General features: G+C 57.1%; 23 protein-coding genes. 7 read left to right on the top strand and 16 right to left on the bottom strand.

Going from position 1 to position 21790, the window contains the following annotated elements; all coding sequences use genetic code 11:
* Window positions 1-68: 68 nt before the first annotated feature.
* From I9188_RS17160 to I9188_RS17135, 6 genes are all read right to left on the bottom strand, one after another.
* Window positions 69-1064: an ABC transporter ATP-binding protein gene (locus I9188_RS17160; protein WP_209507527.1), complete on the bottom strand. Its 996-nt coding sequence runs from the start codon at window positions 1062-1064 to the stop codon at window positions 69-71.
* Entirely contained in the window at window positions 1061-2095 is a 1035-nt protein-coding gene (locus tag I9188_RS17155; protein WP_209507526.1) for a Gfo/Idh/MocA family oxidoreductase, read from the bottom strand. The genes I9188_RS17160 and I9188_RS17155 overlap by 4 nt, the downstream gene beginning before the upstream one ends.
* Window positions 2092-2931, bottom strand: coding sequence for a carbohydrate ABC transporter permease (locus I9188_RS17150; RefSeq protein ID WP_209507525.1), 840 nt, complete (start codon window positions 2929-2931; stop codon window positions 2092-2094). The genes I9188_RS17155 and I9188_RS17150 overlap by 4 nt, the downstream gene beginning before the upstream one ends.
* A gap of 12 nt (window positions 2932-2943) precedes the next feature.
* Window positions 2944-3858: a sugar ABC transporter permease gene (locus I9188_RS17145; protein WP_209507524.1), complete on the bottom strand. Its 915-nt coding sequence runs from the start codon at window positions 3856-3858 to the stop codon at window positions 2944-2946.
* 65 nt (window positions 3859-3923) lie between these two features.
* Window positions 3924-5177, bottom strand: coding sequence for an ABC transporter substrate-binding protein (locus I9188_RS17140; protein ID WP_209507523.1), 1254 nt, complete (start codon window positions 5175-5177; stop codon window positions 3924-3926).
* Between the two features lie 24 nt (window positions 5178-5201).
* Complete coding sequence (locus I9188_RS17135; RefSeq protein WP_209507522.1) at window positions 5202-6089, bottom strand: N-acetylmuramic acid 6-phosphate etherase; 888 nt, start codon at window positions 6087-6089, stop codon at window positions 5202-5204.
* A 166-nt stretch (window positions 6090-6255) separates the two neighbouring features.
* Between I9188_RS17135 and I9188_RS17130 the strand changes: the two genes are divergently transcribed.
* From I9188_RS17130 to nagA, 4 genes are read left to right on the top strand one after another with little or no spacing between them, the layout of a single operon-like run.
* Window positions 6256-7134, top strand: coding sequence for a BadF/BadG/BcrA/BcrD ATPase family protein (locus I9188_RS17130; RefSeq protein WP_209507521.1), 879 nt, complete (start codon window positions 6256-6258; stop codon window positions 7132-7134).
* On the top strand, window positions 7131-7886 hold the full coding sequence (locus I9188_RS17125) for a GntR family transcriptional regulator (RefSeq protein WP_209507520.1): 756 nt from the start codon (window positions 7131-7133) through the stop codon (window positions 7884-7886). The genes I9188_RS17130 and I9188_RS17125 overlap by 4 nt, the downstream gene beginning before the upstream one ends.
* Before the next feature lie 29 nt (window positions 7887-7915).
* Window positions 7916-8944 carry an SIS domain-containing protein gene (locus I9188_RS17120; protein ID WP_209507519.1) on the top strand — a complete coding sequence of 343 codons (1029 nt, stop codon included), beginning with the start codon at window positions 7916-7918 and terminating at the stop codon, window positions 8942-8944.
* Entirely contained in the window at window positions 8941-10074 is a 1134-nt protein-coding gene (gene nagA / locus I9188_RS17115; protein ID WP_209507518.1) for an N-acetylglucosamine-6-phosphate deacetylase, read from the top strand. The genes I9188_RS17120 and nagA overlap by 4 nt, the downstream gene beginning before the upstream one ends.
* Window positions 10075-10132: 58 nt before the next feature.
* On the opposite strand, the gene I9188_RS17110 is transcribed toward nagA, so the two are convergent.
* Window positions 10133-11020 carry a cytochrome c gene (locus I9188_RS17110; protein ID WP_209507517.1) on the bottom strand — a complete coding sequence of 296 codons (888 nt, stop codon included), beginning with the start codon at window positions 11018-11020 and terminating at the stop codon, window positions 10133-10135.
* A 14-nt stretch (window positions 11021-11034) separates the two neighbouring features.
* Window positions 11035-11502, bottom strand: coding sequence for a cytochrome c (locus I9188_RS17105; RefSeq protein ID WP_209507516.1), 468 nt, complete (start codon window positions 11500-11502; stop codon window positions 11035-11037).
* A gap of 86 nt (window positions 11503-11588) precedes the next feature.
* Here I9188_RS17105 and I9188_RS17100 point away from each other — a divergent pair, with 86 nt between their 5' ends.
* The gene (locus I9188_RS17100; protein ID WP_209507515.1) at window positions 11589-12434 is read left to right on the top strand and encodes a LysR family transcriptional regulator; all 846 of its coding nucleotides are present in this window, start codon (window positions 11589-11591) and stop codon (window positions 12432-12434) included.
* 67 nt (window positions 12435-12501) lie between these two features.
* Here the strand turns inward: I9188_RS17100 and I9188_RS17095 are convergent, their stop codons facing one another.
* Window positions 12502-12693: a hypothetical protein gene (locus tag I9188_RS17095; protein WP_209599693.1), complete on the bottom strand. Its 192-nt coding sequence runs from the start codon at window positions 12691-12693 to the stop codon at window positions 12502-12504.
* Between the two features lie 41 nt (window positions 12694-12734).
* Here I9188_RS17095 and I9188_RS17090 point away from each other — a divergent pair, with 41 nt between their 5' ends.
* On the top strand, window positions 12735-13664 hold the full coding sequence (locus I9188_RS17090) for an MBL fold metallo-hydrolase (protein ID WP_209507514.1): 930 nt from the start codon (window positions 12735-12737) through the stop codon (window positions 13662-13664).
* Window positions 13661-14605 (top strand): MBL fold metallo-hydrolase, encoded by a 945-nt coding sequence (locus I9188_RS17085; RefSeq protein WP_209507513.1) that lies wholly within the window; start codon window positions 13661-13663, stop codon window positions 14603-14605. Before I9188_RS17090 ends, I9188_RS17085 begins: the two co-directional genes overlap by 4 nt.
* A gap of 1 nt (window position 14606) precedes the next feature.
* Here the strand turns inward: I9188_RS17085 and I9188_RS17080 are convergent, their stop codons facing one another.
* The 7 genes from I9188_RS17080 to soxC all read right to left on the bottom strand — a co-directional run bounded on the left by I9188_RS17080 (window position 14607) and on the right by soxC (window position 21750).
* A complete protein-coding gene (locus tag I9188_RS17080; RefSeq protein WP_209507512.1) occupies window positions 14607-15665 on the bottom strand; it encodes a YeeE/YedE family protein in 1059 nt (352 codons plus the stop codon).
* 52 nt (window positions 15666-15717) lie between these two features.
* Complete coding sequence (gene hemA / locus I9188_RS17075) at window positions 15718-16941, bottom strand: 5-aminolevulinate synthase (protein ID WP_209507511.1); 1224 nt, start codon at window positions 16939-16941, stop codon at window positions 15718-15720.
* A 1-nt stretch (window position 16942) separates the two neighbouring features.
* On the bottom strand, window positions 16943-17377 hold the full coding sequence (locus I9188_RS17070) for a DUF302 domain-containing protein (RefSeq protein WP_209507510.1): 435 nt from the start codon (window positions 17375-17377) through the stop codon (window positions 16943-16945).
* An 80-nt stretch (window positions 17378-17457) separates the two neighbouring features.
* Window positions 17458-18720: an NAD(P)/FAD-dependent oxidoreductase gene (locus tag I9188_RS17065; protein WP_209507509.1), complete on the bottom strand. Its 1263-nt coding sequence runs from the start codon at window positions 18718-18720 to the stop codon at window positions 17458-17460.
* 24 nt (window positions 18721-18744) lie between these two features.
* Complete coding sequence (locus I9188_RS17060; protein ID WP_209507508.1) at window positions 18745-19452, bottom strand: c-type cytochrome; 708 nt, start codon at window positions 19450-19452, stop codon at window positions 18745-18747.
* 2 nt (window positions 19453-19454) lie between these two features.
* Window positions 19455-20495 (bottom strand): c-type cytochrome, encoded by a 1041-nt coding sequence (locus I9188_RS17055; RefSeq protein ID WP_209507507.1) that lies wholly within the window; start codon window positions 20493-20495, stop codon window positions 19455-19457.
* Window positions 20479-21750, bottom strand: a complete 1272-nt coding sequence (soxC, locus tag I9188_RS17050; protein ID WP_209507506.1) for a sulfite dehydrogenase — start codon at window positions 21748-21750, stop codon at window positions 20479-20481. Before soxC ends, I9188_RS17055 begins: the two co-directional genes overlap by 17 nt.
* Between the last annotated feature and the right edge of the window lie 40 nt (window positions 21751-21790).

The following is a 21790-nucleotide window of genomic DNA, read 5'->3' as shown; positions in this document are numbered from 1 at the left end:
CGCTTGCACTCTTTGGGTCACGCTCAAACCGGACCAAACTGGCGCAGAACGGGATAGAAAAACTACCGTCACTGTAATCTTTGCCCGTCATTCCCGAAATAATATGCGCGGTTGGGATCAAACCCGAATTGTACATCGTCACCCGGGGCAATTGCATGCTGGCCAAACAAACGGACTGTAATTGGCACGTTGCTGGTTTGCAGAATGACATTGGTATCACCGCCCAATTGCTCAACATGCGAAACGGTGCCGGCGATCGGCCCACCGCTTTCCAAGCGGATGTCTTCCGGTCGCAGCCCCAGTTCGCGCGGATCGCCCGGGGTCAGATTGTCCGCCGGCAGAAAATTCATGGACGGTGAACCCAGAAATCCGGCGACAAAGCGGTTTGCCGGGTTGTTGTACAGCTCCATGGGGCTGCCGACCTGTTCCACCCGTCCGTCGCGCAGCACCACAATCTTGTCGGCCAGTGTCATCGCTTCTGTCTGATCGTGTGTGACGTAGATCATCGAGGCCGAAAGTTGCCTGTGCAGATTTGCGATCTCGATCCGGGTGTTCATGCGCAAAGCAGCATCAAGATTGGACAGCGGCTCGTCGAACAGAAACAGCTTGGGTTGGCGCACGATGGCACGACCGATTGCAACACGCTGGCGCTGCCCCCCCGACAGTTCGGATGGATAGCGGTCAAGATAGGGCTCCAACCCCAGCATCCGGCTCGCCTCGGCGACGCGCTCGTCGATCACGGCCTTTGCCTGGCGTTCCTGTTTCAGGGCAAGGGTCAGGTTGCCGCGTACATTCAGGTGCGGATAAAGCGCGTAGCTCTGGAACACCATGGCGATGCCACGTTTCGAGGGCGGGGTCAGATTGACCTGCTCGCCAGCAATTCTGATCTCGCCCGATGTGGCGTCTTCAAGCCCTGCAATAACGCGCAGAAGAGTGGACTTTCCGCATCCGGAGGGGCCGACAAAAACCACAAACTCGCCGTCCTCGACCTCAAGATTGATGTCCTTCAGAACCTCTACATTGCCAAAGGATTTATGAATGTTTTTCAGCGAAAGGGCGGTCATTGGCGGGTCTCCTCAAGAGAAACGGGTTGGCCAGTGCGGATGCTTTGATCAGCGGCCAGGCAGATAGCAAGGGATTGTACGGCGTCGGACATATGGCGGGTCAGGTCGATATCCTCGGCGATGGCGCGCAGCATATAGGCTTGTTCAGCATCGCACAGTTCCTGATGGCCGGGTTCATCAGGCATGTCGATAGTCCGGTCGCCCTGCGGCGTGTGAACCAGAAGACCACCAACCTTGGTGTGACCATCGATGTCTGCGGACGCGCCCTTGTTTCCGTCGGTGATCGAAACAGACCCGTTGGGCGAGACGATGTCCTTCACAAAAAACGCGGTTTCGGACATCATCGGACCCCAGCCAGCCTCGTACCACCCGACCGATCCGTCGTCGAACACGACCTGAAACTGGCCGTAATTGTACATGTCAGGTGCGATTTCTTCTGACAGGCGCAGACCCATGCCATGGACGCGAACGGGTTTTGCATCGGTGATCTGGCACATCACATCGACATAATGCACACCACAATCCACGATGGGGGAAGTGGTCTGCATCAGGGCCTTGTGCGTCTCCCACTCATGACCTGAGGATTGTTGATTCAGGTTCAGACGGAACACATAGGGGCCACCCAGAGTGCGAGCCTCGGCGATCAGACGCATCCAGGATGGGTGGTGGCGCAGGATATAGCCCACGACCAGCTTACGGTTCAGACGCGCCGCTGTTTCGACCACACGCCGCGCATCGGGAACATTTGTGGCCAGCGGTTTTTCGACAAACACATGCGCACCCGCCTCCATCGCAGCGCAGGCGTAATCCGCGTGACTGTCCGAATAGGTCGCGATCACAACCAGATCGGGTTTGGTTACGGTCAGAGCGGCCTCAAAACTTGAATACACCGAATAGCGCGTCAGATCAGGGTGATCCACGCGGCCGGATCGGTTCACCAGCCCGACAATCTGTGCGTCCGGGTGGTGGTGATGTGCCAGCGCATGGCTCAGCCCCATATTTCCAAGGCCTGCGATCAGGACGCGGGTCATTTCACCGCTCCTGACGTGATGCCGCGGATAAGCTGTCGCGAGAAGATTACATAGAGGATCAGCACCGGCAGAATCGCCATTGAAAGGGCTGACAAGACCGCATTCCAGTCTGTCACAAACTGACCGATGAAGACCTGGCTGCCCAGCGTCAGTGTCTTGGTCTCTTCCGCAGGGGCCAGGATCAGCGGGAACCACAGATCGTTCCAGATCGGGATCATGTTGAACACGGCAACCGTTGCCATTGCCGGACGCACCAGCGGCAACACAAGCCGAAAGAAGATTGTGTATTCGCTTAGCCCGTCAATGCGGCCCGCATTCTTGAGGTCGTCACTCACCTGTTTCATGAACTCGCTGAGGATGAACACCGCCAAGGGCAGGCCCTGCGCCGTATAGACAAGGATCAGCGCCCACAGGGTGTTCACCAGCCCGGTCGCCACCATCATTTCCAGGATGGCCACAGTGCCGATGCGGATCGGGATCATGATTCCAAGCGCCAGGTACAGACCCATAAGCATGTTGCCCTTGAACCGGTACTCACTCAGCGCATAAGCCGCCATTGCACCAAACAGCAGGATCAAAGTCAGGGATGCAACGGTCACAATCAGAGAGTTCTGGAAATAAAGGAAGAAATCTCCCTGCTTCATCACTGTCTGATACCCGATCATCGAAAAACTGTCGGCATCGGGCAGCGCCAGCGGTTCGCGAAAGATCGCCTTGCGGGTCTTGAAGCTGTTGATCAGGATCACAAAAACCGGAAACAGTGCGATCAGCGTATAGAAGATCAGTGCACCATGCATCGCGAAGGTGTTTAGCGGGTTGGAGCGGGCCTTGTTCATGTCATCTGCTCCTTACAGCTGGTACCGGCGCATCCGGGTCTGGATGCCGAAAAGGTAGACACAGACACCCAGCAGGATGATTGCAAACATCGCACCAGCGATGGCCGAACCCATATGCGGATCACCCAATTGCAGCTGGAAGCCAAAGAATGTGCGATACATGAAGGTGCCAAGAATATCGGTCGAGAAGTCAGGCCCCGCCAGAGCGCCCTGTGCAGCATAGATCAGATCGAAGGCGTTGAAATTGCCGACAAATGTCAGAACTGAGATGATCCCGATCGAGGGCAGGATCAGCGGCAGCTTGATTTTCCAAAAGGCACTTGTACCGGTGATGCCATCCACTTCCCCGGCTTCCAGGATTTCCTCGGGAATCGACAGCAAGGCCGCGTAGATCAACATCATCGGGATGCCAACGAACTGCCAGACCGAAATCAACGCCAGTGTGGTCAGGGCATATTCCTCCTTCCCCAACCACGGGGCAAAGAGGGATTTCAGCCCAACCGCGTCCAGCATCGAAGGCGCGATGCCCCAGATGGGCGACAAGATCAGTTTCCATGCAAACCCGACAATCACAAAACTGAGGATTGTCGGGATGAAGATCGCCGACCGATAGAGCACCGCAAATCGCAGGCGCGGATGGCTGAGAAGCGCGGCCAGCGCGATGCCGATGGGGTTCTGCACCAGCATATGGATCAGAAAGAACCAGAAATTGTTGCCCAGCGCATTACAGAATTGTTCCGACCAGATCGGATCGAAAAACAGCGTTTGAAAGTTCTGCAGTCCAACAAATACGCGGCTCTGGTCGACTTCAGAGTAAAGGGCCAGACGGAGCGTGTTGAACAGGGGAAAGATCATCACCGCTGTGTAGACAAGCACGGCTGGTGCCAGAAACACGACGATATGCCAGCGGATGCGGGGGCGGGTCATGGGAGCGCTTTCGATGGAATGCCGGGCGTACCCGGGCAACTCATGCTGCCCGGGTATGGTTCAGCTTACTGATGTGGTGCGTACCACGAGGCGAGGCCTGCCTGTAGTTCTGCACCCAGCTCTTCAGGCGACTTGGCACCTTTGATTGCGGCAACGGATGCACCCCAGGTCTCGTTCTCAAGGTTTGGTGTGCCGCGCGACAGGATTTGATAAGTCGAGCGGATGGTCGATTCACATTCTTCACGCCAGCCGACGATTTCCTTGGCCAGCGGGTCCTGCAACTCGACCGGAGTGCTCGACAGCGGGAAGAAGCCGGGCAGAGCGTTGCCGAAGATTTCAGCAAACTCAGGGCTTGCGACCCAGGTCAAAAACGTTTTGGCGGCTTCAGGATTCTTCGTGGCCGCGTTCATCCCGATGCCGATATCCGTATGGTCCGAGATATAGCAGGTGTCGCCCGCGTTCTGAACCGGAGGCTTGAATGCACCCATCTCGAAATCGGCTTGTGCGTTGAAGCCGGAAATCTCCCATGATCCCGCAGGATAGATGGCTGCGCGGCCCAAAGTGAAGATGTTCTGGCTGTCGGGATAGGTCTGTGCTTCGTAGCCATCACCCAGATACGCACCCCAGCGAGCCAGCGTTGCGTACGGGGCTGTCCAGGCTTCATCGGTCAGCTTCTGTTCGCCTGCGATCAACGCCTGACGACCTTCTTCACCCTTCCAGTAGTTCGGCCCGATGTTATTGTAACCCATCGTGGCAGCTTCCCACTGGTCGTTGGTACCCATCGCCATTGGGATGTAAGTGCCGTCTTCCTTGATCTTGTCCAAGGCGGCAAAGAACTCGTCTTCCGTGGTCGGCACTTCGAGGCCCAACTCGGCAAAAGCGTCCTTGTTGTAGATGAAGCCGTGAATTACCGACGCCATCGGCACGCAGAAGCTGGCCGAACCGTCATCCGTCTGCCAGGCAGACTTTGCAACGTCCGAGAAGTTGTTCATCGCCTCGACCGAGGACAGATCGGTCAGATGACCAGCCTCATAAAGCGCCAGCGAAGCATCGAAGGGGCGGCAGGTAATCAGGTCACCAGCAGACCCCGCATCGAGTTTCGAGTTCAAAACCGCGTTATATTCTGCCGGGGCAGACGGGGTGAACTGGACTTTGATGCCAGGATGCTTTGCTTCAAAGGCCGGGATGATCTCGTCCTGCCACAGGGTCAGGTCATCGTTACGCCAGCTTTCGATGGTCAGCGTGACGTCCTCGGCATAGGCGGCAGAGGCTAACAGCGTCCCACCAAGCAAGGCCAGTTTCAGGCTATTACGTTTCATTGTACTCTCCCATTTGGTTTGCAGTTATTTATCAGGTGTCAGTGCCGCGCTCAGAACTCCGCCTGTTTCTTTCAGGCGCGCATAGGCTGCCGCTAGTGAAACGCCGCGAGCAGCGATGAGGATGGCGGGTTTGGCGTCTCCTTGCGCTTCAGCCAGGGCGTTTTGGGCGGTGCTTGCATCAACTCCGGCGATCCGGGCGACGATGCCGGTCGCACGCGCGCGCAGCTTTGCATTGTCTGCTCGAAGGTTGACCATCATCCCCTCGTGAACATGACCCAACTTGATTGCCATAAGGCTGGACAGCATGTTCAGCGCAATTTTCTGGGCCGTACCAGCGCCCATTCGGGTTGAGCCTGAAATCAGCTCAGGCGGGGTGGCAAGTAGAATCGTGTGATCGCATTGCGTCAACAGTGGGCTTCCCGGGTTGTTGGCTATCCCGATCGTGCTGGCACCCGCAGCACGCGCAAGTCGCGCGGCCTCGAGTGTATAGGGGGTGGTGCCGCTGGCAGAGACAGCTATGACCGTGTCGTTACATTTTAGCCCGGCCAGCCCTTCGACCAGCCCGTCGGTGTCATCCTCGGTCCCACCGGGCATATGCGCGGATTGGGGCAACCCTCCGGCCATCAGGATATGGATTCGGTTTTCGTCGATGCCGAAAGTGCCGCCCAGTTCCATTGCATCAGCCGCAGCCATCAGCCCCGAAGACCCCGCCGCCGCGTAATATAATGAACCACCTGATGCCAGACTGCGGGCCATGGCGTCGGCACCGTCGCATATCCCACGCAGGGCGCCCTGCGGGGCACCGGCCGCTTCCTGCTGACCCCTGGACAGGGCCAGCGCCGCCTCTTCCAGAGGTCGGTTGCCCAAATCGTATGCGTCTGGGTGGAGTTGTTCGGTGATGTGTGGCAGCACGTGTTTCTCCTCGTTGCCAGAAAGCATACCTATACAATACCATTTGTCCACTAATTTTTTTTCAGCCGCTATTGGCCTTATAATTCAACGTATTTTCGATCTTTCCGCCCTTATTGGATTTACTTTGGCATTTACAGTTCAACATAGGCATTATATAGGTATCATCATGCTTAGGTCGAAAAACAACCCTATCATCGCAGCAGACGGCGGCGGAACGAACTGTCGGATCGCCTATGACGATGGCCAGCAGCGACTGGTGGTCGAGGTTGGCCCCGCCAACGTCGCCAGCGATTATGACGGCGCGATTGTACGGCTGAAAGACGGCCTGAAGATGCTTGCGACCAAGCTCAGTGTTCAGCCCGAGACCCTGAAGCCGATACCGGCGTATTTTGGACTTGCGGGAGTTACAGGTGATCAGATCGCCCAGCGGGTGGCGGCGGATTTGCCGTTGGACAGTATACTGGTCGAGGATGATCGCCACCCTGCGCTGGCGGGCGCGCATCAAGCAACCGACGGTGCAATCGCCCATTGCGGAACGGGTTCGTTTCTGGCCCTGCAATCGCAAGCCGGCCGACGCTTTGCCGGTGGCTGGGGCTCTGTGCTGGGGGATGAGGCCTCTGCTCAGTGGATTGGGCGCAGAGCGCTTTCGGTGACGCTGGATGCATGGGACGGGCTGGTGCCAAAATCCAACCTGACTGAGGGCTTGCTGAACGCATTTGGCAGTACAAGCGGCATTGTCGCTTTCGCGGCCGCGGCACGACCACATGAATTCGGCCAGATCGCGCGACAGGTTACAGCGGCGGCGAGGTCAGGGGATGAGCGGGCGGTTTCGCTTATGCACGAAGGTGCCGCGTATCTTTTGCAAGCACTGGAAGCTATGGGCTGGACCCCGGCCATGCCATTATGCCTGACCGGGGGTATTGGCCCTCATTATGAGGCGTATCTGCCGGATCGTGCGCGTGGCGCAGTAACAGAGCCCAAAGGTGCGCCTATCGACGGGGCCATCGCGTTGGCCCGGGCTTTCCAAGTGGAGCATTCGGCATGAACGCAGCATCTTTTCTGGCTTCTGACGACTGGCTCGAGAACGGTGGCGGGCCGCGCTATGTCCGGCTGCGCCAGCGGCTGGAAGAAGGCATCGACGCTGGAGTCCTTCCCCCGAATTCCTCATTACCGCCCGAGCGCGAGATCGCCGAGATCACCGGCCTGTCCAGGGTCACCGTGCGCAAGGCCATTCAGGAACTGGTGAAACAGGGCGCAATCGTACAGCGGCAGGGTTCCGGGTCTTTCGTACGGAACGCCGCGCCGAAATTGGAACAATCGCTTTCGCATCTGACGTCTTTCAGTGAGGACATGCGCCTGCGCGGTATGGAATCAACCTCCAAGTGGTTGGAACGGGGCGTTTTTCTACCATCACCCGAGGAAACGGCGGTGCTCGGGCTGCCCGCGGACGGACAGGTGGCCCGCATTTGCCGCCTGCGAGAGGCTGGCGGGCGCCCCATGGCAGTCGAACGTGCCTCTTTGCCATTGGACATTCTGCCAAACCCGCTTGCCGTGCGCGACTCACTCTATGATCTTCTGGAAGAAAACGGCTGCCGACCTGTGCGCGCCATCCAGAAGATTTCCGCCGTTAATCTTGAGGCTGAAGATGCAGCTCTGCTTGGTGTTGCCGAAGGCGCGGCGGGGTTAAGCATCCAGCGGATTTCCCATCTGGAAGGCGGGCGCGTCGCCGAGTTCACAAAATCCAACTATCGCGGCGATGCCTATGACTTTGTGGCTGAGCTGCGACTTACTCCATGATCTGCGATTCTGATGGAAAGGCTGCCCCGATGACCCCGAAAACGACCCTGATGCGTCAGGAAATCGAAGAGATTCCTGTTGCCGTCGAGCGATTGCTTAGCAATGGCGGAGATGCCCTGAGCACAGCCGCGGACGTCGCCCGGAACGGAGGGCTGAAGTTCATGATTTCGGCGGCGCGCGGCTCTTCCGACCACGCCTGCACTTTTCTGAAATACGCAAGCGAATTGCTTCTTGGCTTGCCTATGGCATCCGTCGGCCCATCGGTCGCGTCAGTGTATGGCGCTGACCTGCATGTGGCCGGGGCGCTTTGCCTTTCTGTTTCACAATCAGGAAAAAGCCCGGATATCGTGCAGCTTACGAAAAATGCCCGAAAGGCCGGGGCCAGCACCGTAGCAATCACAAATGACCCATCTTCCCCCCTTGCACTGGCGGCTGAGGCGGCTTTGCCGCTGCACGCAGGCCCCGAGCTTAGTGTAGCAGCGACAAAAACCTTCGTGACCTCGCTGGTTGCCGGGCTTTGGCTACTGGCGGAACTGAAAGGCGACAAAGATCTTCTGGCTGCGCTGCGTGGCCTGCCAAAGCACCTTGATGCCGCCACACGGTGTGACTGGGGCAGAGCGGCGGCTGCCGTCACCCAAAGCTCGCTTTATACGCTCGGTCGCGGACCAAGCGTAGCGATCTCGAACGAGGCCGCGCTGAAATTCAAGGAAACCTGCCAGATCCATGCCGAAAGCTATTCCTCGGCCGAGGTGCTGCACGGCCCGGTCTCGATCGTGGAAGGCGGATTTCCGGTTATTGCCTTTGCCGCCAATGATCCGGCAGAGCCGCTGTTGGCCGAGGTTGCCGACACGCTCGCGGCCAAAGGGGCACAGGTATTTGCCACCAGCCCATTGGTCACAAAGGCCGAGGTGCTGCCTCATGTCCGCACGGATCATTGGCTAACGGACCCGGTGGCAGCTATCGTGTCCTTTTATTCAATGGTCGAGCAGGTCGCAGTACAGCGCGGGATCAACCCGGATGCGCCACGTCACCTGCGGAAAGTGACGGAAACGGTATGAGCGGCCAGGCGACCATCTACCACGGCGGGCTTGTTTATGACGGCACCAGTTTGCATGACGGTGCCGCGCTGCGGCTGGAGGCTGGCCGCATCACCGATATTGGCGTTGACGTGAAGACAAGCGCTGGCAAGCTTGTCGATCTGCAAGGCGATATTCTGGCCCCCGGCTATGTTGACCTGCAAGTGAATGGCGGTGGCGGAGTGATGTTCAACGCCGCCCCGTCTGTCGATACACTGGCACGCATCGCCAAGGCGCACCGGACGCTTGGGGCAACCTCGATCCTTCCCACCCTGATCACGGATACCGCAGCCAAGACCCGCGCCGCCATCGAAGCGGCCAAGGCGGCGGTAGCTGCGGGTATTGCGGGGATCGCTGGCCTGCATCTGGAAGGGCCGCACCTTTCGGTGGCTCGGAAAGGTGCCCATGATGCAGCCCTGATCCGCCCCATGGATGACGAGGACCTGACAACGCTTGTCGCGGCAGCACAAGCGCTACCCGCATTGATGCTGACGGTTGCGCCAGAAAACGTGTCAATTGCGCAGGTGAAAGCGCTGGTCTCAGCAGGTGCCGTTGTTTCGCTGGGCCACAGTGATGCGGATTATGATACCTGCCTGTCTTATGCCGAGGCCGGTGCGTCCTGTGCCACGCATCTGTTCAACGCCATGAGTCAACTGGGCAATCGATCTCCCGGGCTTGTCGGGGCGGTTCTGGCCGCGGGTCGATTAAACGCCGGGCTAATCGCCGACGGTATTCACGTTCACCCTGAAGCCATGCGCACAGCCTGGGCCGCCAAGCGGGGCCCAGGCCGGATATTTCTGGTCAGCGATGCGATGGCGCCGGCTGGCACGGACCAGCGCATGTTCGAACTGGAAGGCCGCCGCATTTCCCGCAAAGACGGGCGTTTGACACTGGCCGATGGTACTTTGGCAGGGGCTGATCTGGATTTGACCACAGCGCTGCGTGTTCTGACCACGCAAGCCGAAGTACCGCTGGAAGTCGCATTGGCATCCGCGACGCGTATACCCGCCGAAGTAATGGGATTATCCGACGCGGGGCGCTTAACCATAGGAAAACAATGCCCGCTGATCCGCATTGCCAGAGATCTGAGCAACGTAGACGTGCTGGTTTGAACCAGCGTCATAAGACCTGCGCTGACAAAACCCTGAGTTTCTGCAACCATTAGTCAATTCACTGAACGGGAACGGATTTCAGGTAAGCAGCAATGGCCAATCGGTCTTCATCGCTTAGTTTCGAGGTGTTCTCGATGACTTCGACCATTTCGCCACCAGCGCTGTCATAATCCGGTGTGAAACCGGATATCAGATATTCAGCGATGTCAGCCTCGGACCAGTCAAGCTGGGCGGTGGTCAAACCGGGGATGCGCCCCTTTCCATTCGGATTTGGCGCTCCGGTCAGCCAGAGACCCCGCTTCAACCCTCCCAGTCCGTTTCGTGGTGTATGGCATTCTGCGCAGTGCCCCAAAGCTTCCACCAAATACCGGCCTCGGATTTGCTGGTCGGTCAGATCACCTTCAACCACCCAGCCCGAGCCTGAAAACAGAAGTTTCCACAACCCCAGCCCGCGCCGGATATTGAAAGGGAACCCAATGTCATGCGGGATATTTGCCGCGTCAGACGCAGGCAGGGTGTTCAAAAACGCATGAAGCGCCGCAACATCCTCGACCGTCATCTTGGCATAAGACGTATAGGGGAAGGCCGGGTAATAATGCTGTCCCCTGGGGCCTTTTCCGTGTTTCAGGGCATTGGCCAGATCCAGCGCGGACCATGATCCAATTCCGGCGTCTGGATCACTGGAGATGTTTGGAGCTACAAACGTACCAAAATCCGTTTCGAACCGCCGCCCGCCTGCTAGAATAAGCTTTCCTTCCTCGCTGGCATCCGGGGCCGAGTGGCATGAGGCGCATCCTGCTGAATAGAAGACAGACGCCCCTCTGGTCACGTCGGGGGTCAGACCGGCCAACCGGGCTGGATCAACCCTTTGCGGCCGGGTCAACAGCAAACCGGCCAACCCGACCATAAGCATGACCAGAACGGCGAAAAGTAGAATGCGCCGCACTGATCAATTCTCCTTTAATTTTCCGGTGCTCTGTAAGCTTTGTGACAGGCAGAGCAGGCTCCGCCAAGCTGACCCATCGCCCCCTTCAGGGCTTCAACATCCTGACCTGCCGCAGCCTGCATCGCAACAGCGGCGTCGGCCAGTGCCTGCCCTTTGGCCCCAACATCTGCGAAGTTTTCCCAAATTGCAGGCAAGGCACGGGTAGACGGGTCTGACACATTATCCGATCCGGCTGGCCACATCGCAGACTGGTCGATCTGCGACACGACAACAATATTATTTGCAGCCCGTGTAGCCGCTTCGGCATCATATTCTGCCTCTCCCTTGGCCATGGCGCCCAGCGTTCCAAGGTTGAAAGCGTAAAGCTGCATAATCGAAGTCCGCGCTTTTACAGCCGGGTTTTCGCTATCCTGAGCAATTGAAGTTCCAACTACGGCCAAGGACAAAAGACCTGCCGCAAAGATCGAAGACTTCTTCATCATGGTGTGGCTCCCTGTTTAATGTGCCATATGATAGCTTGAACGATTTTTCTTGTAATTGTTTGTTATTCGGCCTCACTTGTTCATTTATGAACAACGACAACTGGGACGATATTCGATATGCCCTCGCCGTCAGCAAACACGGCTCGTTGAATGCGGCGGCGACAGCCCTGGGCGTTGCACATGCAACCGTCCTGCGCAGAGTTGCCGCTTTCGAACACCGATATGGCTGTGTTGTTTTTCGGAAAGACCCGTCAGGGTATTCGGTTCTTCCCGAAGCCAGAACAATTCTGTCCGCAATGGAAAGCGTTGAAGAGGCCGTGCTTTCGGTCGAACGCGCCGTTGTGGGCGCAAATCGTTCGCCTACGGGTCATGTGCGTATCGCGTCCACGGACAGCCTTTGCCAGTTTATCCTGCCACGGATACTAAACTCAATTTCCACCCTCTATCCCAGCCTCGAACTGACGATCCTCAGCGGTAACAGCCACCATGACCTGACGAGGTTAACTGCGGATATCGTTGTCCGCCCTTCGGTTCAACTAGGTGAAGGGTTGAGCGGAGAGCGCGCAGGAACGTTGCGCTTCGGGGTTTATAGTGACGGTACCCATAACCAAAAATGGATGCGGCTTGATGGGGCCCTCAGCCGTTCACTTCCGGCGAAATGGTTGGCTGAACATGTGCGTGCCAATGAAATGACGAACGGAGCAGACAGTTTTCTGGTGCTTCAGCAGATGGTTGCATCCGGTGTGGGGAGGGCTTTCTTACCTGCGTTTATTGGCGACGCTGATCCCCGGCTTCACAGGTTGAACGACATTGATCCCGGGATCGAGGTTCCGCTTTGGGTCGCGACACTTGAGGAAATCGCACACACACCAAGGTTTGCGGTCGTGCAACGGGCTTTGGTTGAACACCTGCCGCACGCACTGGCTGGATGACGTCACAATTTTAGCGTCTTGGTAGGTCGCTTTGCGTTGAAATCTCCGGCAAGTCGTGGCGGTTGCCCTATACCTGCAACTGGACGTCCTGCGCCGCGATGCTCAGGTTTTCACCGCCGCTCCAGGTAGTTCTTTCCGGATCTGTTTCGCCAAGACCTGTCAAGGGTACTTTGGGATGGGCCAGATATGCGACTCGTTGCTGCGAACGTTCCAACGCAGGTGGTGAAAAGCCCCAGATGGAATGTGCCGTCCGCGCCATTCATCATTTACAAATAAAAACATTCATCTTAATGATTATGTATGAGCAGAGACCCAAATTTCTCCCGGCGCACCTTCCTGTCCCAAGGCTCATGTCTGGCGGCACTCTGCCTGCGACCCAGCTTTGCGATTGCGGAAATGACACTTGGTCAATCGGCAAGGATTTCAACTTTGTCGGATGGCTACTTGTCATTGCCACCCGAAATGGTCTTTGGGGCAATGCCCGAGGCAGAGCTGACAGAACTTCTGAACCGCCATCAAACAGATCTGACCAGATACGAGCCCGAGTGCAACATTGTGCTCTACCGCGATGACCAGAATACCGTACTGTTCGACGTTGGGGCCGGGCCGGATTTCATGCAAACCGCTGGCAAACTTCCCGAAACTCTGGACGCCGTCGGGTTGTCTCCGGATGAGGTCACGCAGGTGATATTCACCCATGCTCATCCGGATCACATCTGGGGTGTGCTGGACGACTTCGGAGATCCCCTCTTTCCCAACGCCAGATATCATTTTGGCCGCAAGGAATGGGACTATTGGTGGAATCCCGAAACCGTTGACACGATAGGAGCCGACCGCACGGCATTCGCGGTGGGCGCAAAGCGGCGCATGGAAGCCATCGAAGACATGGTTGCGTTCTTTGATGACGGGCAGGAAATCCTTCCCGGTATCGCAGCACGCGCTAGTTTCGGGCACACGCCCGGACATATGGCCTTCGAAATTCGCAAAGGCGGTGACGCGGTGATGGTCGTGGGCGATGCGCTCGGCAATCCACACGTCGCGTTCGAGCGTCCAGACTGGCTGAGCGGTACGGATCAGGACCCTGACGCCGCGGCAAGTGCCCGGAAATCGCTGCTGGATCAGATTTCTCATGCCCAAATGAAGGTTATTGGATTCCATTTGCCAAATGGCGGAATTGGCCGTGTCGAAAAGGCCGGTTCGACCTATCGATTTATTGGAGAGCCTGCATGATGCGCGCTTTGTTGATTGCCTGTACCCTGGCTACGCAAACCTGGGCCAGCGAGGATATTGCAGACCAGTACCCGCAGAGCTTTCTTTACTCGAAACCCGTTGAATTTATTCCTGGCGTTTATTCCGCAATCGGCGCAACCGCACCCCCGACTTATGAGAATTCAGGCCACAACAATAACCTCAGCTTCGTCGTGACCGGAGAGGGTGTTGTCGTCATCAACGGTGGCGCGGCCTATGTGCTTGCCGAAGCGCTTCACAAGGAAATTCAAGCGATCACGGATCAGCCTGTGAAGCTTGTCTTTAACGAAAACGGTCAGGGGCACGCCATGCTGGGGAACGCCTACTGGTCGGAACTTGGGGTGCCCATCGTCGCTCATTCAGATGCGGCGGCTGAATTCGAAGAATATGGACCGCAAATCCTTGCAGGGATGCAAGCATATAACAAGGACAAGGCAGAAGGAACGTTTTTAGCCGGTCCGACCGAAACGTTTGACGATGAATACGTCGTCGAACTCGGCGATTTTCGTATCGAAGCCAAACATCTTGGACCTGCGCACAGTCCCGGCGACATTTCGATCTGGTTGCCCAATCAAAGCCTTGTCATCGCTGGTGACATGGCATTTCACGAACGTATGCTGCCGATCTTTCAGGACACCTACACCGCAGATTGGCTTGAGACCTGGGACAACGAGTTCGAAGCACTGAAAGCCACATATGTGATCCCCGGGCACGGTCATCCTACGAACATGGATCAGGTGCGCCGGTATACACGCGACTATCTGATCTACCTGCGCACAAAGATACAGGAACATATGGATGCTGGCGGCGATCTGGCCGAGGCCTATTACGTCGACCAATCCCCTTACGCCCATTTGGACACGTTCGAAGAACTGGCTACAAAAAACGCCGGTCGTGTCTACGAACAGATGGAATTCGAATAAGTCAGGACCGCCGAAGAACGGGCATTCGCATCATCATCCGATGGGTGGCAACGGCCCCGACCCACATCGAGAAGACGGCAAGCCACGCAGTCAGCGACAAGGCTGATCCCCCGGACAATCCGGCGCCAACGGCGCAGCCACCCGCCAACATTGCACCAAAGCCCATCAAGACAGCCCCGACAAGGTAACGCTCCATCGGAGTATCCGGACCGAACTGTTCGATCTTCCACTCACCGGAAAGAACGGCAGAAAAAGCGGCGCCAATTGCAACGCCCGGAACCAGACCAATGCCAAAGGACAGCGCAACGTTCCGCTCGGCCACCAGCGCCATCAATGTATCCGTTGCCGGGCCGGTGAACGTGACCGAAGACACCGGCACGACTTCGAAGGAGGCTTGCGCAATCGCAAATGTCATCAACCAGCCAAGCGCCACGGCGAAACCAACTCCGGCTGCCGTGACAATCCTTGTCATTGTCACCTGCTGGCGCATTGCAAAGGCAACGGCCAGAACAAATGTCCCTGCGGCAAATACTGTGTATACAATAGGCGAAAACCCAAGCAGTGCCGAAAGGTCGCGCGCATTGCCACCTGTGATCGTCCAAAGACCGGACAGCGCCTCGCGCGCGGGGCTGAGCACACCTGTGTAAGCCGCTTGCGCGACCAACGTCAGAACCAACCCCGTCACCATTGCACGCAGATTGCCGCATGAGGCCAACACCAACAGGCGCGACGCGCATCCGCGCGCCAAAATCATTCCGACGCCAAACATCAGACCACCGATCACCGCACCGCTCAGGCTGCCTGTTGACGCAATCGAACGCGCCCCGGACAAATCCAGCCATTCAATCGAAACGAACCCCTGAACCAAGGTCAGTGCCGACGTGAATGCGATCAGCCAGACGGCGAGACGGGGCCCAAGTTCGCCCTCGGCGACTTCAACAGTGGATGCCCGCAAGCAGAAATGAGATTTCTGAGCGGTAACTCCGAACAGGATGCCAACAAGCAAACCGGCAACGGCCAATGTGCCCGAATCTCCCAGCAGATCGATGAGGCGTTCCATAGACAAAAACTCTCACCTTTTTACGTGCCCGTCTTTGCCTTTCGTCAAGTTCTCACTGTGCAGCCATTGGCTTGCGCGCAAGCTGACACTGTGTCCACAACGCACCCAATGCCTCGACCAACCGGGTCACATCTTCTGACGAATGTACAGGCGACGGTGTGATCCGAAGACGTTCGGTGCCTTTCGGAACAGTGGGATAGTTTATCGGCTGGATATAAATTCCATAGTCGCGCATCAGAACATCCGAGATGAAGCGGCACTTGACCGGGTCACCGACCATGACCGGAATAATATGGCTTGGGTTGGGCGTGTGCGGAATGCCTAAAGCGTCCAGCCTGCCTCGAACCTCGCTTACGCGTTGCTGATGCAGACACCGTTCCGCATTGCTTTGCTTGAGGTGCCGAACGGATGCTGCGGCGCCGGCGGCGACGGCCGGGGGCAACGCGGTGGTAAAGATAAACCCGCTGGCAAAGGAACGAACAAAGTCGACAAGTTCCTTTGACGCCGCGATGTATCCACCAACCACGCCGAACGCTTTGCCCAACGTGCCTTCGATGACTGTCAGGCGATCCATCAACCCTTCGCGTTCGGCAATGCCGCCACCGCGCGGGCCGTAAAGCCCTACTGCATGAACCTCGTCCAGATAGGTCATCGCGCCGTACCGATCCGCCAGATCGCAGATTTCCTTGATGGGAGCGATATCGCCATCCATCGAATACACACTTTCAAACGCGATCAGTTTTGGCGCGTTGAACGGCAGGTCCATGAGATGTCGTTCAAGGTCCTTCAAATCGTTATGCTTCCAGACCCGCTTTGCGCAACGACTGTGGCGGATACCCTCAATCATCGACGCGTGGTTCAATTCGTCGGACAGAACCGTGATACCGGGAATTCGCGAGGCCAGAGTTCCCAATGCAGCCCAATTTGAAACATACCCGGACGTAAAAAGCAGCGCTGCTTCCTTGCCATGCAGATCTGCAAGCTCGTGCTCAAGCAGAACATGTTCATGGGTGGTCCCCGAAATATTCCGGGTCCCGCCAGCCCCTGCGCCACAGCCATCAATCGCCCGGTGCATGGCTGCCAGAACCTTTGGATGCTGACCCATTCCCAGATAATCGTTCGAGCACCAGACGGTAACTTTCTCAGGTCCGTTTTCTGCATGGTTGTGTGCAGTTGGAAAGGCGCCGCAATGGCGCTCAAGCTCAGCGAAGACCCGGTAGTTTCCTTCGTCCTGCAATTGCCTCAACTGGTCACGAAAATACTCTTGGTAGTTCATTTCAGTTTCCAACGGCTTCTTCGACGATACCGGCCAACAGGGCTTCGACTTTCTCCATCGGTCCGTCAGGATAGCTTCGGTAACCCACTTTGACACCGCCTTCGTCCTCGGCCACAAAGATCCCGTAGGGGCAATAGCCGATATTCATCGGGTCGGCCTCCATCATCTCGCGCGAGAGCTTTGCGGAACAGAAGATAAATATTTCAGCGGCTGTGAAAATCTGCTTGTCGCTGCCGACATCCGCCCCCGTCCGGTTCAGCATGTCGCCAACATGGCTCACATAATCGATAACCAGCCCCTGCCCAACAATTGCTGATTCAACGGCAAAGGTTGCATCATCAAAGCTACCGTCAAAGGGAACCGCAATGACTTCCTCAGCAAAAGCCAAGTTTGCCAATACAACTGAAAATGCGGCTGATGCGATAAAGTGTTTCATGATGATGTTCCTCCTACTGAACCACATTTCTTCGGATTTAATCACCAAGGCTTTGACCGGTGTCAAAGCCTTAGCGTTTTTTAGCCGAACATGTCCGATGTGATACCAGCATACCAACCCAGCGACTCTTGGTAGGTTGCTTTTCTCAGGTCGGAATCTTCGCCGGTCTGGCTGATAAAGCCATCCACCTTGGCAATCTTTTCAGGCGTCGCCTCATAAGTCGCACCGACCTTGACCCCGTCATCCGTATCAATGAGCGACCAGCACGTGTTCGAGAACTTGGCCGGGAAGATCTTTGATCCGGTCAATGCGCCGCGAACGGCATTGGCACAGACTTTCGCCTGGCTGTTGGCCGAAAAACCGGATTTCGGCATGTCGCCTTGCTGGCTGGCATCACCAAGAACATAGATGTCAGGGTCAGCTTTCGATGACATGTCCGCCGCGTTCACCGGTGCCCAGTTGCCATCGGTTACACCGGCCATTTCCGCAATACGCCCGGCTTTCATGGCCGGGATCACGTTGCAGACGTCGACCTTGGTTTCTTCACCGTCGATGGTCACTGTCATGGCATCCGGATTGACCGAGACATTGCCGCCGCCGAAATCCTCTCCGATCCAGTCGATCATGCCTTCGTAGTGGTCGGCCCACCCCTCCTGGAACAAAGACATCTTGGAGAATTTGGCTTTCGGATCAGCAATGATGATTTTCGCTGTCGGATTGTTCGCCTTCAGCACATGCGCAACCATCGAAACCCGCTCATAAGGTCCGGGCGGGCAACGGAACGGGTTCGGCGGTGCGACCATCGCAAAGGTTCCGCCTTCGGGCATCGCCAGAACCTGCGCCTTCAACAGCTCGGTTTGAGAGCCCGCCTTATACGCATGCGGCATCTTGTTCTGTGCAATTACATCCCACCCCTCGACCGCGCCGTCGACAAAGTCGATACCCGGGCTCAGGATCAATTTGTCATAAGGAATGGATCCGCCACCTGCCAATGAGACAGTTTTGGAGTCGCGGTCGACGCCCACGGCCCAATCGTGAACAACGTTGATACCGTATTTTGCAGCAAGCGTGCCATAGCTGTGCGCAATGTCCGAAAGCTCTTGAAACCCGCCCAGATACAGGTTCGAGAAAAAACAGGTGTAATATGTTCTGGACGGCTCGATCAGGGTGACTTCAATCTCACCCTTGCTGTCTTTGGCGATATAGCGGGCCGCGGTTGCGCCGCCTGCCCCGCCCCCGACCACCACGACACGGGGCTTGCCCTGCGCCAGCACCATCGGGGCCGACAGCCCGGCGGCAAGTACCCCTGCGGTTCCCAGAAATGTCCGTCTGTTGAGTGTCATCGCGTTTCCTCCCCTTAGGCATTGTCACTGTGGATTGTTGAAGTAAGCGGCCAGTGCCGCGATCTCATCGTTGCTCAGGCGGCCCGCGATCATTTGCATGACGGGATGGGGCCGCTGCTTGTCCTTGTAGGCGTGCATGGCGACAACAAAATCCTGGTCGGGCCAGTAAACGATCGAAGGAATCCCATCATCGCCACCCTCTATCTGGTGGCACGTCGTGCATTCGCTGCTCAGGTATTCGCCATATTCGGGATCACCTTGTATCGCGAGGATTTCGGGATTGACGGAATGGTCCGTTCCCTTTGCGGTTGGGTCGGCTTCGGGGATGTCTTGCGGGTTGTCGGAAAACACACGCAAGTAGGCAATTACATTGGCCCGGTCTTCCGCGTTCTCGAGCCCGCGAAAGCTCATTCTGGTGCCGGATGCGAAGGCGCGGGGGTTTTCAATGTAAGCCGACAATGTATCGGCGTGCCATTCCAGCCCCGAAGTACCCGCACGGATCAGGCTTTTGGAATAGTTGAACTCCTCAAGCCCGGCAGCCCGGCGGCCAAATACACCATTCAGGTGCGGACCGATCCTGTTTTCAGCGCCCGCGCCGACCTGATGACATCCTTCGCACTGGGCAAACACAAGCTTGCCAGCTGCTGCATCGCCCAAATCCTCGGTCGCGGCAGCAGCTGTTGCCAGAATACTCGCAGCAAATATGACACCTGTTGCCCCCCGCCACCGCATGATCAGCTGCCGAAAGATTTCAGGTAAACGATGACCGCGTCGATATCATCCTGTTTCTTGAGCCCGGCAAAGGACATACGTGTCCCCTTCATGTAGGCTTTAGGCTTAGCCAGAAACGCGGCCATCTCTTCATCCGTCCAGATCAAGCCATCCTCGGCGGCAGCTTTCATGGCCTTGGAGTACTTAAAGCCTTCGACGGCGGCCGCATTGGCGCCGACAACGCCGTTCAATGCCGGACCCGTGCGATGCTTGGCCCCTTCGCCGACCTGATGGCATGACTTGCACTTCTTGAAAACTTTTTCGCCATTTTCGATCATTTCGGGATCAAGTGCCGCTGTGTCTTCAGCGGTTTCTTCGACCTCGACGGATGCTTCCTCTGAAACAGATGCCGGCTCCGCGCTGTCAGCCCCGGCTTCGTCAGGTGTTACATCCAGAACGGCGGCGCGCATGGTGATTTCCACACCTTCTTTGCAATCCGTCATGCATGGCTCATCCGTCCAGAAATGCGCCTCGGCTGTTTCGCGGTCATCCACGATGAAACCCCCGGCATTCGGCATTTCCACTTCAAGGAAATTTTCGTGTGACAGCGTGAACTCATCATCAACGATGTCATTGGAATACAGGATATAGGCGACAATCGCGTAAACGTCGTCAGGCTCCAGCGATTGTGCGTCTCCAAACGGCATCGAACGGTTCACATAGTCCCATACCGTCGAAAGGTGCGGCCAGTAGGAGCCCACTGTTTTCAGCGGGTCCTTATCTGCAAGCGTGCCCTCGCCGCCCGCCAGTTTCGGCCAGTTGTCCACACCTTCAGCAAAATCGCCATGACAGATCGCGCACCGTTCGGCAAAGACCTCTTCGCCGGTGAACACGTCGCCGGAACCTTCGGGCAATCCGGTTCCGTCAGGTGCAATGTCGTGGTTCCATGCCGCGATTTCTTCGGGCAACGCAGGGCGCCCAAGCCCTAGCTTGTCTGCATGGGCCGGAACCGCTACGCACAACCCAAGGGCCGAGGCGGCCAATAGCTTACGATACTTCGACATTTTCCGCCTCTCCATTTTCCTTGATCCACCAGGTCTGGATACAATTGTTGTGGTAGATCGAGTTCTCGCCTCGCACATCCCGCAGCTGAGCTTTGCTGGGTTGGACGTAACCGGTCGAATCCTTGGCGCGGGCCTGCAACAGCATCTCTGAACCGTCCCAGTTATGGTCCAGATAAAACCGGGTCAGCGCCTTGTCTGTTCCGGGCGCCGCCAGACGGGCCGGAACCCAGTTCTTGCCACCATCCACCGACACGTCGACGCCGGTAATCGAGCCCCGCCCGGACCAGGCCAACCCGGTGATCACCAACGGCCCGGGGCCATGGGTTATCGGCGCTTGCGGGCTGGGCGATGTGACGACCGATTTGGCGTCCATGACCCATGTCCACTTGCGTGATGTTCCGTCTTCGAGAGTATCCGTATACTTGGATGTCTCTTCGCGGCTTTCGATAGCCATCTCGGTGACCTCGACCCGGCGCAACCACTTGACCCACATGTTGCCTTCCCAGCCGGGAACGACAAGACGAACGGGATATCCGTGCTCCTTGCGCAAAGCCTCACCATTGGCCTTGAACGCAACAAGTACGTCATCCATTGCCTTTTCCAGTGGGATCGAGCGACCATTCGAGGAAGCATCGGCGCCTTCTACGTAAACCCATTTGCCTTCGGGCTTTACCCCGGCCTCTTCCAGCAGAGTGCGCAGCGGAACACCGGAATATTCCATGTTGTGGATCATTCCGTGCGTGAACTGCGCGCCGTTGAGCTGCGCACCGGCCCATTCCATACCCGTATTGGCAGCGCATTCGCAGAAATAGATACGGTTCTCGCGCGGGAAACGTTCCAGATCTTCATATGTGAAAATCAGCGGAGTTTCGACCAGACCGTTGATCATCAGACGGTAGTCCGCCTTGCTCAGTTCGATCGCACCCGAATGGTGCCGCTCGAATGCGCATCCCTGCGGGGTGATCGTGCCGTCCAGCGCGTGGATCGGCGTGAAATTGATCGAACTGATTGTGTCTGCGGTCAACCACTCGACGTTGCGCCGTACGACATCACTCTCGAATTGGATTGGCAGGCCGTAGGGGGTTGCATCTACACCTTCGCCCGTTGCCTGTGCCCATTCCTGAACCTGAGTGATCAGCGGGTCAGGGCCTGCGGCGCGCGCCGCTGAGGCACCGACCGCACCTACGCCAACCGCGGCAGCACCGCTTAGAAACTGGCGACGCGATGGGGCTTTTGCCCTTGGATTCTCGCTCATTTTGTTTGCCTCCGTCATTCGATCAGCAAATCTTGTATTC

This window comes from Ruegeria sp. HKCCSA071, assembly GCF_017872555.1.
GTDB lineage: Bacteria > Pseudomonadota > Alphaproteobacteria > Rhodobacterales > Rhodobacteraceae > Ruegeria.
Note: the sequence above shows the minus strand (reverse complement) of the source record. Positions and strands in the feature narration are given on the sequence as shown.